The organism is Agarivorans sp. OAG1 (genome assembly GCF_037076485.1).
Classification (GTDB): domain Bacteria; phylum Pseudomonadota; class Gammaproteobacteria; order Enterobacterales; family Celerinatantimonadaceae; genus Agarivorans; species Agarivorans albus.
On record NZ_AP028990.1, the window covers coordinates 1,699,492 to 1,714,778 of the forward strand.

General features: G+C 39.3%; 14 protein-coding genes and 1 pseudogene. 13 read left to right on the forward strand and 2 right to left on the reverse strand.

Annotated features, from left to right (window positions below; translation table 11 throughout):
* Positions 1–2 precede the first annotated feature (2 nt).
* From OAG1_RS07960 to OAG1_RS08010, 11 genes are all read left to right on the forward strand, one after another.
* Positions 3–764, forward strand: coding sequence for a 3-deoxy-manno-octulosonate cytidylyltransferase (locus OAG1_RS07960; RefSeq protein ID WP_338625509.1), 762 nt, complete (start codon positions 3–5; stop codon positions 762–764).
* Complete coding sequence (pseB, locus tag OAG1_RS07965; RefSeq protein WP_338625511.1) at positions 754–1,767, forward strand: UDP-N-acetylglucosamine 4,6-dehydratase (inverting); 1,014 nt, start codon at positions 754–756, stop codon at positions 1,765–1,767. The genes OAG1_RS07960 and pseB overlap by 11 nt, the downstream gene beginning before the upstream one ends.
* 8 nt (positions 1,768–1,775) lie before the next feature.
* A complete protein-coding gene (pseC, locus tag OAG1_RS07970; RefSeq protein WP_338625514.1) occupies positions 1,776–2,939 on the forward strand; it encodes a UDP-4-amino-4,6-dideoxy-N-acetyl-beta-L-altrosamine transaminase in 1,164 nt (387 codons plus the stop codon).
* Entirely contained in the window at positions 2,939–3,622 is a 684-nt protein-coding gene (pseF, locus tag OAG1_RS07975; RefSeq protein WP_338625516.1) for a pseudaminic acid cytidylyltransferase, read from the forward strand. The genes pseC and pseF overlap by 1 nt, the downstream gene beginning before the upstream one ends.
* A gap of 10 nt (positions 3,623–3,632) precedes the next feature.
* Positions 3,633–5,132: a UDP-2,4-diacetamido-2,4,6-trideoxy-beta-L-altropyranose hydrolase gene (gene pseG / locus OAG1_RS07980; protein WP_338625518.1), complete on the forward strand. Its 1,500-nt coding sequence runs from the start codon at positions 3,633–3,635 to the stop codon at positions 5,130–5,132.
* A gap of 10 nt (positions 5,133–5,142) precedes the next feature.
* Positions 5,143–6,201 carry a pseudaminic acid synthase gene (gene pseI / locus OAG1_RS07985; protein WP_338625521.1) on the forward strand — a complete coding sequence of 353 codons (1,059 nt, stop codon included), beginning with the start codon at positions 5,143–5,145 and terminating at the stop codon, positions 6,199–6,201.
* Complete coding sequence (locus tag OAG1_RS07990; protein ID WP_338625523.1) at positions 6,194–7,102, forward strand: hypothetical protein; 909 nt, start codon at positions 6,194–6,196, stop codon at positions 7,100–7,102. Before pseI ends, OAG1_RS07990 begins: the two co-directional genes overlap by 8 nt.
* Positions 7,099–7,923, forward strand: a complete 825-nt coding sequence (locus OAG1_RS07995) for a glycosyltransferase (RefSeq protein ID WP_338625526.1) — start codon at positions 7,099–7,101, stop codon at positions 7,921–7,923. Before OAG1_RS07990 ends, OAG1_RS07995 begins: the two co-directional genes overlap by 4 nt.
* Positions 7,924–7,974: 51 nt before the next feature.
* A complete protein-coding gene (locus tag OAG1_RS08000; RefSeq protein ID WP_338625528.1) occupies positions 7,975–9,267 on the forward strand; it encodes a hypothetical protein in 1,293 nt (430 codons plus the stop codon).
* Between the two features lie 85 nt (positions 9,268–9,352).
* Positions 9,353–10,336 (forward strand): polysialyltransferase family glycosyltransferase, encoded by a 984-nt coding sequence (locus OAG1_RS08005; protein ID WP_338625531.1) that lies wholly within the window; start codon positions 9,353–9,355, stop codon positions 10,334–10,336.
* Positions 10,314–11,528: a hypothetical protein gene (locus tag OAG1_RS08010; RefSeq protein ID WP_338625533.1), complete on the forward strand. Its 1,215-nt coding sequence runs from the start codon at positions 10,314–10,316 to the stop codon at positions 11,526–11,528. Before OAG1_RS08005 ends, OAG1_RS08010 begins: the two co-directional genes overlap by 23 nt.
* Before the next feature lie 26 nt (positions 11,529–11,554).
* Here the strand turns inward: OAG1_RS08010 and OAG1_RS08015 are convergent.
* Positions 11,555–12,680: pseudogene (locus OAG1_RS08015) on the reverse strand (IS3 family transposase).
* A 198-nt stretch (positions 12,681–12,878) separates the two neighbouring features.
* Here OAG1_RS08015 and OAG1_RS08020 point away from each other — a divergent pair.
* Positions 12,879–14,045, forward strand: coding sequence for a nucleotide sugar dehydrogenase (locus OAG1_RS08020; RefSeq protein ID WP_338625536.1), 1,167 nt, complete (start codon positions 12,879–12,881; stop codon positions 14,043–14,045).
* A 115-nt stretch (positions 14,046–14,160) separates the two neighbouring features.
* On the forward strand, positions 14,161–14,439 hold the full coding sequence (gene ppiC / locus OAG1_RS08025) for a peptidylprolyl isomerase PpiC (protein ID WP_152781237.1): 279 nt from the start codon (positions 14,161–14,163) through the stop codon (positions 14,437–14,439).
* 107 nt (positions 14,440–14,546) lie between these two features.
* Here ppiC and OAG1_RS08030 read toward each other — a convergent pair whose 3' ends face one another.
* Positions 14,547–15,188 (reverse strand): hypothetical protein, encoded by a 642-nt coding sequence (locus OAG1_RS08030; protein ID WP_338625542.1) that lies wholly within the window; start codon positions 15,186–15,188, stop codon positions 14,547–14,549.
* Positions 15,189–15,287: the final 99 nt, after the last annotated feature.

Here is a 15,287-nt window from a genome sequence, read left to right on the forward strand (position 1 = left end):
TCATGAGTAATGAAAAAACCTTTGCTGTCGTCATTCCTGCACGTTACGAATCGAGTCGATTCCCGGGTAAACCACTAGTCGATATTTGTGGAAAACCAATGATACAGCACGTGTGGGAGCGTTCCTGCCTGGCTGTGGATAAAGAAAATGTATACGTGGCAACCGATGATGCCCGTATCCAAAGTGCCGTTGAAGCCTTTGGTGGTCAAGTTGTTATGACAAGCTCTGGTTGCTTAACGGGTACCGATAGACTGGCGGAAGCCAACTTAACGCTTAACTGTGATTTCATCGTGAATGTTCAGGGTGACGAGCCACTTATCAATCCAGATGATATCAATATAGTGATTAAGGCCTTCTTGAAGAGCGGCAATGTGACAAATGCCATGTGTGCCATTACTTCAGAGCAAGAATTTCGCTCATTTACTGTACCTAAAGTCACGTTCAGCCAATCTGGTAAACTACTTTACATGAGCCGGGCAGGTATTCCTCAGACTAAAACTAGTGAATATAAGTTTGGCTATAAACAAGTGTGTATTTACGCTTTCTCTAAAGAACAGTTAGCCTTTTTCTACAGCAACAAAGTAAAAACATGCTTTGAGCAAGTTGAGGATATTGAGATACTACGTTTTCTAGAATCAGACTACGTGGTTGATATGGTTGAAATTGAGGCTGGATCTCTGGCTGTTGATACGCCGGAAGATTTGGTTAATGTTAGGCAGTCAAAACAATTGCAGAAAAAAAATAGAGACTTTCATGTTAAATAACAAAACAGTATTAATTACAGGTGGCACAGGATCATTTGGTAAACAGTTCATTAAAACGATTTTGGAGCGTTACCAAGATGTAAAGAAAATCATCATTTTTTCTCGTGATGAACTAAAGCAGTTCGAAATAAAGCAAAACTATCCTCAAAAAGGTTACCCACAATTACGTTTTTTCATCGGTGATGTTCGTGACCGTAATCGTATGATTCAAGCCTGTGAAGGTGTGGATGTTATTATTCATGCTGCTGCCATTAAACAAGTAGATACGGCTGAATATAATCCAACTGAATGTATCCGTACTAATATTGATGGTGCGGAAAACGTAATTAGCGCAGCATTAGCATGTAATGTAAAAGATGTTGTTGCTCTCTCGACCGATAAAGCGTGTGCTCCAATTAACTTATACGGTGCAACGAAGTTAGCTTCAGATAAGTTATTTGCTGCTGCGAACAATATTAAAGGTTCTAAAGACATTCGTTTCAGTGTCGTACGTTATGGCAATGTTATGGGCTCTCGTGGTTCGGTTATTCCATTCTTTATGCAAAAAAAAGAAGAAGGTGTACTGCCAATTACACATGAAGATATGACGCGTTTTAATATTTCTCTTCAAGATGGCGTGAATATGGTCATGTATGCACTTGAAAACCATTTGGGTGGTGAGATCTTTGTTCCTAAGATCCCTTCATACAAAATTCTAGATATCGCTGAAGCAGTTGCCCCTGATGTCCCAACTAAAGTTGTTGGCATTCGCCCAGGTGAAAAACTTCATGAAGAAATGATTACTGATACTGATTCTCTCAATACAATTGATTTAGGTCGTTATTACGCGATCTTGCCTTCTGTCTCTTTTACATATACAGAAGATGAGTACATGAATCACCATAAAGCAGAGAAAGTACCTTTTGGTTTCAAATATAACTCAGGCACTAATACTGAGTGGGAAACCATTGAAGGATTGCGAGATCTAATTAAAGAACATGTTGACCCTAAATTTACAGTGTGAGTAAAACGGTGATTCCATACGGCAAGCAAGATATCACTCAGCAAGATATTGATAGTGTTGTTGATGTCCTTAAGTCTGAATTTTTAACGCAAGGTCCTCAAGTGCCTGCGTTCGAAAAAGCGCTAACAAAACATACTGGTGCTCAATATGCATTCGCAGTTAATAGTGCAACATCCGCTCTGCATATTGCTTGTTTAGCTTTGGGCTTAGGCGAAGGTGATTGGTTGTGGACAACACCAGTGACTTTTGTAGCATCTGCAAACTGTGGTCTTTACTGTGGAGCTAAAGTTGATTTCGTTGACATTGATTCTGCAACTTACAATATGTGCCCTGAAAAGTTAGAGCAAAAGCTAGTCGTAGCTAAAGCAAATGGAACGCTACCAAAAGTTGTCGTACCTGTTCATTTGTGTGGTCAGCCTTGTGATATGGCATCTATTGCTAAATTAGCGAAAGAATATGGCTTTAAAGTTATTGAAGATGCTTCTCATGCTATTGGTGGTAAATACCATGAACAACCAATTGGTAACTGTGAGTATTCTGATATCACAGTTTTCAGTTTTCACCCGGTGAAGATTGTGACGACGGCGGAAGGTGGCGCGGCGTTAACCAATCAGAAAGAGCTGTCTGATAAAATGGCATTGTTGCGTAGCCATGGTATCACTCGAGCCCCTGAACTGATGGACGGGGCTTCTCACGGTGGCTGGTATTATCAACAAGTCGATTTAGGCTTTAACTACCGAATGACGGAGCTTCAAGCTGCGTTGGGTGTAACTCAAATGCAAAGACTTGATGAATTTGTTGCAGCACGCCATATACTGTCAGAACGTTATAATCAATTATTGTCAGAATTGCCGTTAGTACTTCCGTATCAGTTAGAAAGCACGTACTCAGGTCTGCATTTATTCGTAATACGCCTGAAGTTGGATGAAATATCGTTAACACATAAGCAGGTTTTTGATGCCTTACGTGAAAACGGTATTGGTGTTAATTTACACTATATTCCGGTTCATACTCAGCCATATTACCGAGCTATGGGTTTCACCGACGGAGATTTTCCTGAGTCAGAGCGCTACTACCAAGAAGCAATCTCACTACCATTGTTCCACGGTATGACGGAAGAACAACAAAATACAGTTGTACGTTTAGTCACTGAGGTCTTGACTAATAAATAATGAAAATTGCAATTATCCCTGCACGTGGTGGCAGCAAGCGTATTCCTCGTAAAAACATTAAGCCTTTTCATGGTAAGCCTATGATCGCTTATTCTATTGAAGCTGCAGTTTCTTCGGGTTGCTTTGATAAGGTTATTGTTTCTACGGATGATACTGAGATCGCTGAGGTGGCTGAGCAGTATGGTGCAGAGGTACCTTTTTTGCGCCCTGCTAACATATCTGATGATTATGCAACGACCATGGATGTGATGCATCACGCTATTACTTGGTGCATAGATAACGGCTGGACTGTAGATGCGGTTTGTTGTTTGTACGCGACAGCTCCCTTTGTAACACCGGAATATCTTACACAAGGTTTCGATAAGTTAAATAGAGGCTTATTTGAGTTTGTTTTTAGTGCTGCGACTTTTCCCTTCCCGATTCAAAGATCGTTCAAAATTTCGTCAGGAGGGGAGGTAGCAATGTTTTCTCCTGAAAATGAACAAGTACGCTCTCAAGATCTTGAAGAAGCCTATCATGATGCCGGTCAGTTCTATTGGGGAAAGACTGATGCGTTTTTAGAGAAAAAAGCAATATTCGCTAAGCATTCTAGTGTTGTTCTATTACCGAGAAACCGAGTGCAAGATATAGATACAAACGAAGATTGGGATCTAGCTGAGGCATTATACTCAGCTTTAAAATAATTAGGTTTTTATGAGAGTTATCTTTAGAGCGGACGCGTCAGTTTGGATTGGTAGTGGTCATGTCATGCGCTGTTTAGTACTTGCTGATGCATTGAAAAAACTCGGTCATTCAATCTCTTTTGCATGCTTACCACAGCCAGGTGACATGATCTCATACATTGAAGAACGTGGCTTTCAGGTAATAAAGTTAAATCCGCCTAATGAGCCTAGTCAACCTCAGCATGATGCAGATTATGGGGCTTGGTTGCAAAGAACAAGTTCAGAGGATGCGCTAGACTTTATCCAAACAGCAGGCTGCGCTGATGTAGTGATAACGGATCATTATGCTATTTGCAACAAGTGGCAACAGCTTGTTAAGCAATCAATGAGCTGTTTTTTAGTCGTTATTGATGATCTGGTTAGAGAGCATGATGCTGATTTAATTGTCGATCAGACTCTTGGACGTAAGCCTGTTGAGTACTCAGGTTCTGCTCGGGCTTTAGTTGGAAGTGAGTATGCGATATTAGCCCCACGGTTTGCTTCATTGAGAGAGCTTGCTTACATGCGGGTACTCTCTGAAACTCAACCTAAAGTTCTCATCTCTATGGGGGGGGTAGACAACCCCAATGCTACTTTAAAGTCATTGGTTAGCCTTGTTGGTAAAGTCTGTGCTGATTTTACGGTGTTGTTAAGCCCTAGAGGGCCACACTACCAACAGGTTAAGTCATGGTGCGACATACACAGTAATGTCCAACATCAAGATTTTGAAGCCGACATGGCTGGTTTAATGCTTAAGCATGATATAGCGATTGGAGCTCCTGGTACGACAAGTTGGGAGCGAGCTTGTCTTGGTTTACCCAGTATATTGATACCATTAGCCGATAATCAAAAAACGATCTGTGCTCAATTACTTCAACACAAAGCCATTATGAAAGTGTCTTTGGAAGATATTGAATCCCGGCTTTTAGTGACCTATCAACAGGCAATGGTTCAATGGCATGAGCTGTTTATGTCGAATCTAAAATTGTGTGATGGCTTAGGGACTCGAAGGTTAGTCCTAGAAATTCAGCAGCTCATTAAACCAAGTGAACATTCAAATCTGCAGCTTGTATTTGCCACTCATGAGGACATCAAAACCGTTTATGATTGGCAATGTCACCCTAAAACTCGTGAATTTGCATTGAATACTGATATTCCTACATGGGAAGGTCACCAAAGTTGGATGAAGCGAAAGCTAGCCACAACCACTGACTTTTTTTATCTTGTTGAAGATAAGACAACAGGAAAAAAATTAGGTGTATTACGATTAGATAAACTTAAGCCTAAAAATTATCTAGTATCAATCTTTGTTGCCCCTGAAGCTTACGGCTTAGGAGTTGCAACAGCTGCATTAACAATGGCAAATGTCATACACCCAGAACTGACATTGCAAGCGACTGTATTAGAGTGTAATAAAGCTTCTCAGAAGTTGTTCAAAAAAGCGAACTATACACAACAAAACTCTGAGACGTTTATTCGTAAACCAATTTAATGAGATTCTGATGAAAGCATATATTTCAATTGACGGTAGAAAAATAGGTCCTGACTACGCTCCTTATATTATTGCTGAATTGTCGGCAAATCATAATGGTGACATTAATCGCGCTTTTCAGATCATGGAAGAAGCGAAGAAATCAGGTGCAGATGCAATTAAGCTACAAACTTATACCCATGAAACCATTACTATGGATTGCGATAGTGAAGAGTTTCAAATTCGTGGTGGCTTATGGGATGGGCAGACTCTTTATGAGCTTTATAAAAACGCGCATATGCCATGGGAGTGGCATAAACCGTTATTTGATAAGGCAAAAGAACTTGGGATTACTATTTTCAGTTCTCCTTTCGACTTTACGGCTGTCGATTTATTAGAGTCACTGGATGCCCCAGCTTACAAAATTGCTTCTTTTGAAGTGATTGATTTACCGTTGATTAAGCGCGTAGCTCAAACGGGTAAGCCGATGATCATTTCAACAGGAATGGCTAACGAAGAAGAAATTGCAGAAGCAATTAAAACGGCGAGAGATAATGGTTGTAAAGAGTTAGTTGTGTTGCATTGTGTGAGTGGTTATCCAGCCCCTGCTGACCAATATAATTTGAAGACGATTGCTGATATTGCTGAGCGTTTTGATGTTTTAGCTGGTCTTTCTGACCACACGATTGATAATGCTACTGCTGTTGCATCTGTGACTTTGGGTGCCTGCTTGATAGAGAAACACGTGACTATGGATCGAAACGGAGGCGGAGCTGATGATAGCTTTTCTCTCGAACCTCACGAGCTTACTGCGCTTTGTAAAGACTCAAAAACAGCGTGGCAAGCAATGGGTCAGGTCAATTACGAAAGAACGGAAGCTGAAAAAGGAAACGTAAAGTTCCGTCGTTCTTTGTACATAGTTAAAGATGTGAAAAAAGGAGAAGTACTAACAGAAGAACATGTACGCAGTATTAGACCTGGATTTGGAATGGAACCAAAGCATTTAGATAGAATTATCGGTCAGTTTGCAAGAGTAGACATGAATAAAGGTACGGCACTTAAAGCTGACATGATCCTTCCCAATGAATAATCAAACAGTTTTATACGTCAAGTCAGATTTTCAATTACTAAATGCTTGGATCTATTATAAGAACTTTTTATCTAGCCACTCAGATTGTGTGATTTTATTTAGTGGCTACTGGTCAAGTGGTTCTAAAATTGCTAGGTATTTGGTTTCTGAAAATAGTTTAATTGATATATCATTAAAAGATTTCGTTTTAAACTGTGATGGCGATGTAGTAATTGTAGCCGGTGGTTATAAACATAGCATTAGAGCATTAAAGAATGTAGTAGATTATATCTGTATAGACGATGGGATCGGTAGCTATGCTAGCTTTGTTCACCTCTATAAGTCTGCTGTTCGGGAGAAAGGATTGGTTAAAATGTTCTTAGCTTTTCCTGTTTATTATTTATACTTGAAGCTTTATAAAAGAATGGGATTCTATAAAGTGTACCATTCTATTTTAGAAAGAGAGTTGAAGCCGGAGGTCATAAACGGGATTTTTGATGTGGCCAATTGTTTGCCGAGAGACTTGAAGTCTCCGCTAGGGCAAAAGAAGTATGTGGTATTTTGTTCTCAGCCTTATATTGATATGGGCGTTATATCTAGTTGCGAGTACAGTTCAATGCTAGATAGAGTTTATAAAGACTTTAATCTGGAACTTCTTGTGTTAAAACACCCTGGGGATAGAATGTTTGATTATAAGGGATTTAAAGTGGTTGAAAATGTTCATAGTGAATCTTTTATTGTAGAAAACAAGTCAGCTATTGAAGCTCTAGTAGGTGTCAATAGTACGACTTTAATTGTAGGATCAGCTTTATTAGGATTTAAAAGTTTTTCCTATGGCACTACTAAGACTAGGGCTATTGAAAAGGCTTTTTCTAAAAAGTTAAGAGAGATTTGGGATAAGCATGTCGAGGAAGTTTTATGAATAGCTCTGGTAACGAATTTAGCGTACTCATGTCTGTCTATGCAAAAGATGATGTAATATTTTTTGCTGAAGCTTTGAATAGTTTATATGAACAAACAACTCAAGCTTCAGAGGTTGTTCTAATCGGCGATGGTACTCTTACAAAGTCGCATTATGAAGTTATTGACAGGTTTTCGACTGTAATTAATGTTAAATTTTTTCAGCTGGAGCGAAATCAGGGGCTAGCGCATGCATTGCAAATAGGGTTGGGGCATTGTTCCTATGATTGGGTCTGTAGAATGGATTCAGATGACATTTGTATAGCCGACCGATTTGAAAAGCAGTTGAGATTTTTAAAGCATAACCCTGATGTTGATGTTTTAGGTGGGCAAATATCGGAGTTTAATGAAACAGGGGTACTATCAAATAGAATTGTTAAAATGAAGCATGCTGATATTCTTAAACAGTCTAAGTATTTATCACCAGTGAACCATGTAACCGTTATTTATCGAAAGCAAAAGGTTATAGAGGCTGGTGGGTATAATATGGATTACACTGGAATGGAAGATTATCCTCTTTGGCTAAAATTGCTTAGCAATGGGGCCAAGTTTCATAATTTATCAGACGTGCTTGTTGATGTTCGTGTGAATGATATCGGCTCTAGGCGCTCTGGACTTGGGTACGCGGTTAAAGAGGCTAAAATGTTTTGTTTTTTTTATAATAGGAAGTTTATAAAATTCCGACACCTGGTAATTAACCTATCAATAAGGTTTCCGGTTAGGGTCTTTGGAACTTTTTTGCTGGATCTCGCATACAAGGTAAATCGCAGAAAGGCTAGGTAGTTGATTTTTAATAAGTTATATAGTTCCCATGTGTTCACTAGTTGGGCTAGTATGGTGATTCAAGCAGGGAATACGGTATTGTTACTACCGCTTATTATTAGTACCTTTCAGGCTGACGAGCTCGGGCTGTGGCTATTATTAGGGGTATTGACTCGAGTGAGAGATATTTTTGACTTTGGACTGCTTGTAACGGTCTCCCGTCATGTCGCTCAATGTAAAAGTAATAGAGAACGAGCTTCATTGAGGCGAGGGGTCAAAGTCGTTTTTTCGAAGGTTAACCTAGTAGCTTGTGTGTTGTTGCCTATATTTTATTTTTTTGCCCTTTATAAATTGATTAAGGAAAGTGATTTTAGTTTGGACTTTCTATTTTCGTCTCTGTTTTTTTTACTATCGTCTGTCGTATATCTTAAAGGTAATTACTATCGCTCATATATTATAGGTGTTAATCGGATTAATGTGATTAAGTTCAATGAGGCGATTATAAATCTTTTACTACTTTTCCTTACCGCTGTGTTTATACTGTTAGATGGTGGTATATTAGCAGTATCAATGCTTCAGTTTTTGGCTTTTTTAGCTCTTTTTTATTCTAATTTTCGGATTTTTAGCCGGTTAACTGGAACTGCCGATGGTAATGCGTCGAATTCAGGTGAACAAAATGGTTATCATAGATATGATGAGTTGATTTTCTGTTCTAAGAGAGAGTTTTTTTCTGGAGTTTTAGGTAGTGGCTTTCTGCAAACTGTAAATGTCATGATAGCTAATATTTACAGCGTTGATTTGTCTAACGTTTATTTGATTCTTGATAGACTAATGGAACAGATTAAAAACTTTTCTCGAGTTGTTTTTTATACATCGCTACCTTCTTTGTCGAAGAGTTATGCTCGGGGTCAACGCGAATGGGTTAGAGGCAGAGTCTACCAAAGGTTTAATCTCTCACTGTTCCTTATGTCTATGTTATGTATATTAGTACTAGGTTTAGGGCTCTGGCTAGAAAATCTTAATGATGTTAGGTTCACTCCTGATATCTGGCTTGTTCTTTTTGGGTTTGCGATAATAGAAAGGCTGACCTCTATGTATAATCAACTGTATTTGATATCACACGTAAACGTTATCTCTCATATCGGTATGTTGGTTACTATTCCGTTGTTTTTTGCGTTTTTCTCGATATTCAATGGGGCTTTTGGGGTTGCATCTATTCCATTGTCATTTATGTGTTCTTATTTGTCTTTTTATTATCCTTTTTGTTCAATTAAAGCTAGGAAAAAGCTGGGGTTGAGTTTTTTTCATTTGGATTTTTTGCCTATGTTAGTCTTGGTGATAATTGTTTTTAACTTTTTGGGGTAAGTATATCTTGAAATATGTTTTTCATATACATAGCAATGTATGCTATTTAAGCTACTTGTTGGTTAAAAATAGGCTGGGTTTGGATGTGGGTGAATGCATTTTAGCTTTATGCAGAGGGTTAGATTTAGGTGATGGTATAACAAAGATACATATCCCAGATTATATCTACTATCATGGGTTTAACTCCATTCGTAAGGCGTGTAATTTTCATTTTTTACGCAACGAGGAATATATCAAAACAATTGACGAGTTTCTGTTGGAGTCAACTGGAGGTGATGATTTTGTTTATTTTACTCCCCATTGTAGAAACCCTCTCTATCAAATATTCATTACGAATAAATCTTGTAAGCAGGTGCATTATATTGAGGACGGCATGGATGCTTATCTGCCAATCAATAGTCTTGCTGAGCGTTTCCCTTTTTATAATAATTTCATTTATGAAGCATTTAATTACTTATTAAATAAGTGGTTCAAACGTTCTAAAGTTACTAGGACTTCAAAGTATACATATTTGTATGAGTCTATTGGTATTGAACGGTCTATTCACTTTTGTATTACCAAAAAATCTTTCTTACACTCCAACTGCCGGTTGGTTTTGAAGCCCTCCTCTCTGGATGCTTTGGAAGTTAACCTTGAAGTTCTTAAGTTTAAACAACTACTTTTACTGGATGCTGTTGTAGAGCAAGGGGTTGTAAAGAAGTCAGATTTTTCAAAGTTTATTTTTTGGTTCTTCTCTAGCTTCACTGGGCAAGAGTTAGCTGTGAAGTTCCACCCGGTTCAAGACTTAGAGATTATAGATTCAGTAAAGGAAATAGCTCGCAGGTTTAATATTGAATTGGAGATTCTAAGTGACACTAGGATTATTGAGTTAGACCTACTTCTCGGAAAAGAGCTTAAAGTGCATGGAATTGGCTCGTCCTTACTAAGTTATGCCGCGTTAAATGATATGCATGAAGTCTATGTGTATTACGATTTTTTTGAAGTAGAATGCGGATTTTTGTCTCCAAGGCTTAAGTTATGGAACCAGGCTTTTTCAGGTGTGAGTAATGTACGGAAATATAAATCCTAACGTTAGTGTTGTTAGTAGAACGGCTGTGCTTACTTTTGCCGGAATCATTTTTATCCTTTCTCTTTTTACTCCAGGTGTTCTATCGGAGGTTGTGGGTCCTTCATTAATAATTTTGTCGGTTATGCTGATGTGCTTTATTCCTATTTGCATACCTAAGGTTGTTTTGGTTGGCAAGAGAGCGGAGGTTGTTTTTTTTAAACGATTTTTAGTTTCTATTCTACTCCTCGTTTTCTTGGCATCCGTTATAACAACGTATCAAGTATATATTGGAGAGTCGAAGTTCGCCTCTTACTTTGATTGTTTTAAATTCCTTGTTTACTTTTGCCCAATGTTAGTATTGTTTTGTTTGCGGCAGCAAGATGTGGCTTTTTCTCGGTTGATAACTGTTAAAATATTGTCGATTTATTTATATATTTCATTGTTTTTCATAATGTTGCAGATGCTTTATCCAAGCCTAGGTGTTTGGCTTTTTTTTTCAGAGGGGGGGCATTATAAGTATCTGTCTTCTCGACCTTTCGGTCTTAATGGTAGTCCAACTCAGTCATCCTTCTTGTTAATATTCATTTCATTTTTTTTTCTTGTTCATAGGCGGTTTGTTTCATATTTTTTCTGTGGTGTTTGTTTGCTGTTGATTCAGAATAAACTTACGATTGTACTTTTCTTTTTTTCATTCTTTTCATTTGTGTTTAAAGCAAGTGTCTCACCATATCTTAAATTAGTATTTACCTTTTGTGTCTTATGTCTAGCTGTGCTCGTAGTGTCATCTTCACCTATGTTACATTCGTTTGTTTTCGATAGTAATCGTTTAGTAGAAAGCAATACATATACCCACAGAGCTGAGATGATTAGCTATTTGTATGATGGTTTATATGATTTCAAATTCTTTTTTACCGGTTTCCCCGATAAGAGTTATTGGGCTTCTGAGTTTGGGGCTTTTGATATGTTATATGCACTTCTTGGTTTTAGGTTTGGAATTTTTTTTATGATTGTATTCTTTTTATTTGTTGTGCTGTTTTCTAAAAAGGCTTTTAGGGGGGCTGAGCTTTTTGTTTTTTTACTTTTTTTAATTGGTACTAGTGGCACTATGGCTGGTATCTTTCATACTCGTTATGGCGTAGCTTGGGCTTGGATAATAACCTTTTGTTATGTGACCTCGAAACAAATGCGAAGAGTAAATGACGGTAAAAGCTGAGAACCCTAGACACTTCCTAGGTTCTTTCAATATTTCTGCTCAAAGTCAGCAGGAGACATACGGTCATTGTTAGTATGTAGGCGGTTCGGATTGTATAATATTTCGATATAGTGGAATATAGCTTGCCTGGCCTGATCTCTCGTTTTGTACTTAGTTTTTCGTACTTTTTCTTCCGTTACTAAAGAAGTTTTCTGCTACAGCGTTATCCAAACAGTTTCCCCTGCGGCTCATACTGGGTTTTATATCCAATTTAGTCAGTAGTATTCTAAAGCTACGGCTGGAGTATTGAGAGCCCTGATCTGTATGTCGGTTCACGGTATTGTTTGGCTTTTGCCGCCAATACGAAGTGGTTAAGGCATTAGGCACTAAGTTTTCTGTCATACGTTCACCCATAGACCGCCTAACAATGTTGTGAGCGTAGAGGTCCATCACCACTGCAAGGAACAGGAAGCATTCCTGAGTATGGATATAGGTGATGTCGCCGATCCACTATTGATTAGGCTCCGCAACAGCAAATTCACGATTAAGCGTATTGGCTGCAATAATATCTGCTTTAGCACCATAACAGCTCTTCGGCGACTTATAGATACGCTGTGCTTCTAACGCTGCTTTAAGCATTAGTCGCAACACTCGGTCGCGGCCACAGGTAATACGAGCTTCAAGTAAATCCTTATGAATATTTCGATAATCATAATGTCCGCCACTCTCAATCCAGAACTGTTTTATCTGGCCTAGAAGTTTTCTATCTGCATTTTCTTGTTGGCTTAGTGGCTGCTTAAGCCTGTCATAATAACCACTAGGAGCACCTGCAAAGCCCGACACCGCAGCCGAACGGGGTCATGGTTGCTACGAGATTTTATGAACGGTAGCGTTCTTTGACTCGCTTGCAAAGAACACGGCGGCTTCCTTTAAGATGTACCTTTCTTGCTGTGTACGTTTCAGCTCTCGCTTAAGTCTAGCAACTTCGGCTTGAAGATCTTTCTCTTGAACAGGCTGTTTAGGCGGTTTTGTGTAGGTACGCATCCAGTTATATAAAGCTTTGGTGCTTATGCCTAAGCGCTCTGCGACATCCGCAACGGGATAACCGTGAACAGTAATTTGGTAAACGGCTTCTTGTTTGAACTCAGCTGAATAGCGTGTGCCTTTGGTTATGGTTTGCTTTTTTATAGTTAAGTTACATTTTTACCATTAAAAGTGTCGGGTGTTTTCAGGCCTTATCATTGGGTGCTAGTGATTAGCGATAAGCTTTATCGCGAGTCGTCGCTAAGTTCTTGTAATAAGGTAGTCTCAGTGACAAGAGTGTAATAGTATTCAGTTACTCTAGCCCCCCCTGTTTGAAGAGGTTTGTTGATGAAAGTTGCAGTTGCTGGCACAGGTTATGTAGGTTTATCAAATTCATTGTTGATTGCACAGCACCACGAGGTGGTAGCAGTGGATATTGTTCCTGAAAAAGTTGCTTTACTGAACAACAAAAAATCGCCGATTGTCGATAAAAAGATTGAAGACTTCCTTACAAATAGAACTCTCAATTTCACAGCTACCTTGGATAAGCAGCAGGCTTATGTAGGCGCTGATTATGTGATTATCTCGACCCCTACCGACTATGATCCAGAAACCAACTACTTTAATACTAAGTCGGTTGAAGCGGTGATTGCCGATGTATTAGAGATTAACCCGCAAGCGGTGATGGTAATTAAATCTACAGTGCCAGTGGGATACACCAAATCGGTTCGGGAAAAATTTGGTGTAGATAATATCATCTTCTCTCCTGAGTTTTTGCGAGAGGGCAGGGCGCTGCACGATAACTTACACCCTTCTCGTATAGTGGTGGGTGAAGAGTCTGAACGTGCGCAAGTATTTGCCGATTTGTTGGTAGAGGGTGCGGTAAAAGAAAACATCGACGTACTGTTAACAGACTCTACCGAGGCAGAAGCAATAAAATTGTTTGCTAACACCTACTTAGCGCTGCGCGTGGCCTATTTTAACGAGTTAGATACATACGCCGAAACCCATGGTTTAGACAGCCGCCATATTATAGAAGGCGTAGGCTTAGATCCACGTATTGGTAATCACTATAACAACCCTTCTTTTGGTTATGGTGGCTACTGTCTGCCAAAAGATACTAAACAGTTACTGGCCAACTATAAAGATGTACCTAATAACATTATTGGCGCCATTGTTGATGCTAATACTACTCGTAAAGACTTTATTGCCGAATCAATAGTAAAGCGTAACCCTAAACGAGTAGGGGTGTATCGCTTAATCATGAAGTCGGGCTCGGATAACTTTAGAGCTTCGAGTATTCAGGGAATAATGAAGCGGATAAAAGCTAAAGGTATTGAGGTGGTGATTTACGAGCCGGTGATGGAAGAAGAAGACTTTTTCCATTCTAAGGTTTATCGTGATCTTGCAACGTTTAAACAAGATTGCGATGTTGTAATCGCAAATCGAATGGTTGACGAGATCAAAGATATCGCTGATAAAGTATATACTCGCGATCTGTTTGGTAGTGATTAAGTCTACAGATTTGTTCTGAAGCTAGAGCCAAGGGTTGAGCCTTGGCTTTTTTTGTTCGAGCTTGGCTCAACAGCGGGTGAGGTAGAGTATAATCCGCCTTTTCTTTGGAGTAATTATGGCTAGAACAGCAGCAGCTTTACATATTTTGGTTAAACATAAAGAGCAAGCTGAAGATATAATCAAGCAGCTTAAGAAGGGCGCGAAATTTCAAACCTTAGCCAAAAAGTACTCTACTTGTCCTTCAGGAAAAAAGGGTGGTGATTTAGGTGAGTTTCGGCGCGGACAAATGGTGCCGCAGTTTGACAAGGTATGCTTTAGTGGCGAAATACTTGTGCCGCACCTAGTAAAAACTAAGCACGGCTGGCATGTGGTTAAAGTGCTTTATCGAACTTAATTTTCGACTGCTTTTTTGATTATAGTTAGCTTTAGGCTTGAAGATCTAGCTTCATAGTTATCCCTTTTAGGACTATTCATTTCAGCTTGATGAAGTACCTGTTGAAACTATGAGCAGCTTTCAGGAAGGTTGTGCTCAAGTCTAATCTGCTTCAGTTTGCCTAAGCTTTCTGACAGTTCAGTTTGGGCTTCTAGTACATTGCTCACTTGTTTATCTAGCTTGATAATTTCGGCATAACTGGCGTTTAGTTTTTCGACATCCCCAGTCTCTGCGTAGCTTAGTGCTTCTAACCATACACCTGCTTCTTGGTAATGTGGCTCGCTGGCGGCCTTAGATAACTTAGCTTTACTTAACGCGCTAGAGTAATCACATTTAGCTAATGCAACTATGCCGTCAACAGCGGGCTCGCCAATAGCGGCTATAAGCTGTTCATTGCTTGGTAGTTGATTGGAGCTGATTTCAGTAGTTTGTTGTGGTGCTTCCTTTGCAGAGGTTTGTTTCACATCTTGCACTGCACCTACAGCAGCACCTGATGCTGCACCTACCGCTGCGCCTCTCGCGGCTGATTCCAAAGGATCGCCGCCCCAAATTAAGCCCGATACCAACCCGCCAGCAGCGCCTGCCAAAGCACCTGTCCCTGCGCCTTCTGCAGTATTAGCGCAGCTAATGAGATTAAGTGAGCCGATAAAAATCACACTAGCGATTACAGTCCGCTTGAGTTGATTGATAAACACAAAATAATTAGTCATTAATCTTCCTTGATTATTGAGTCTCTCAGCGCTTTACATGAAAATTGCTGAATATCTTAGTTTCTAATGCTGGTATTAATGCCTAGCCCTTGTACCAAA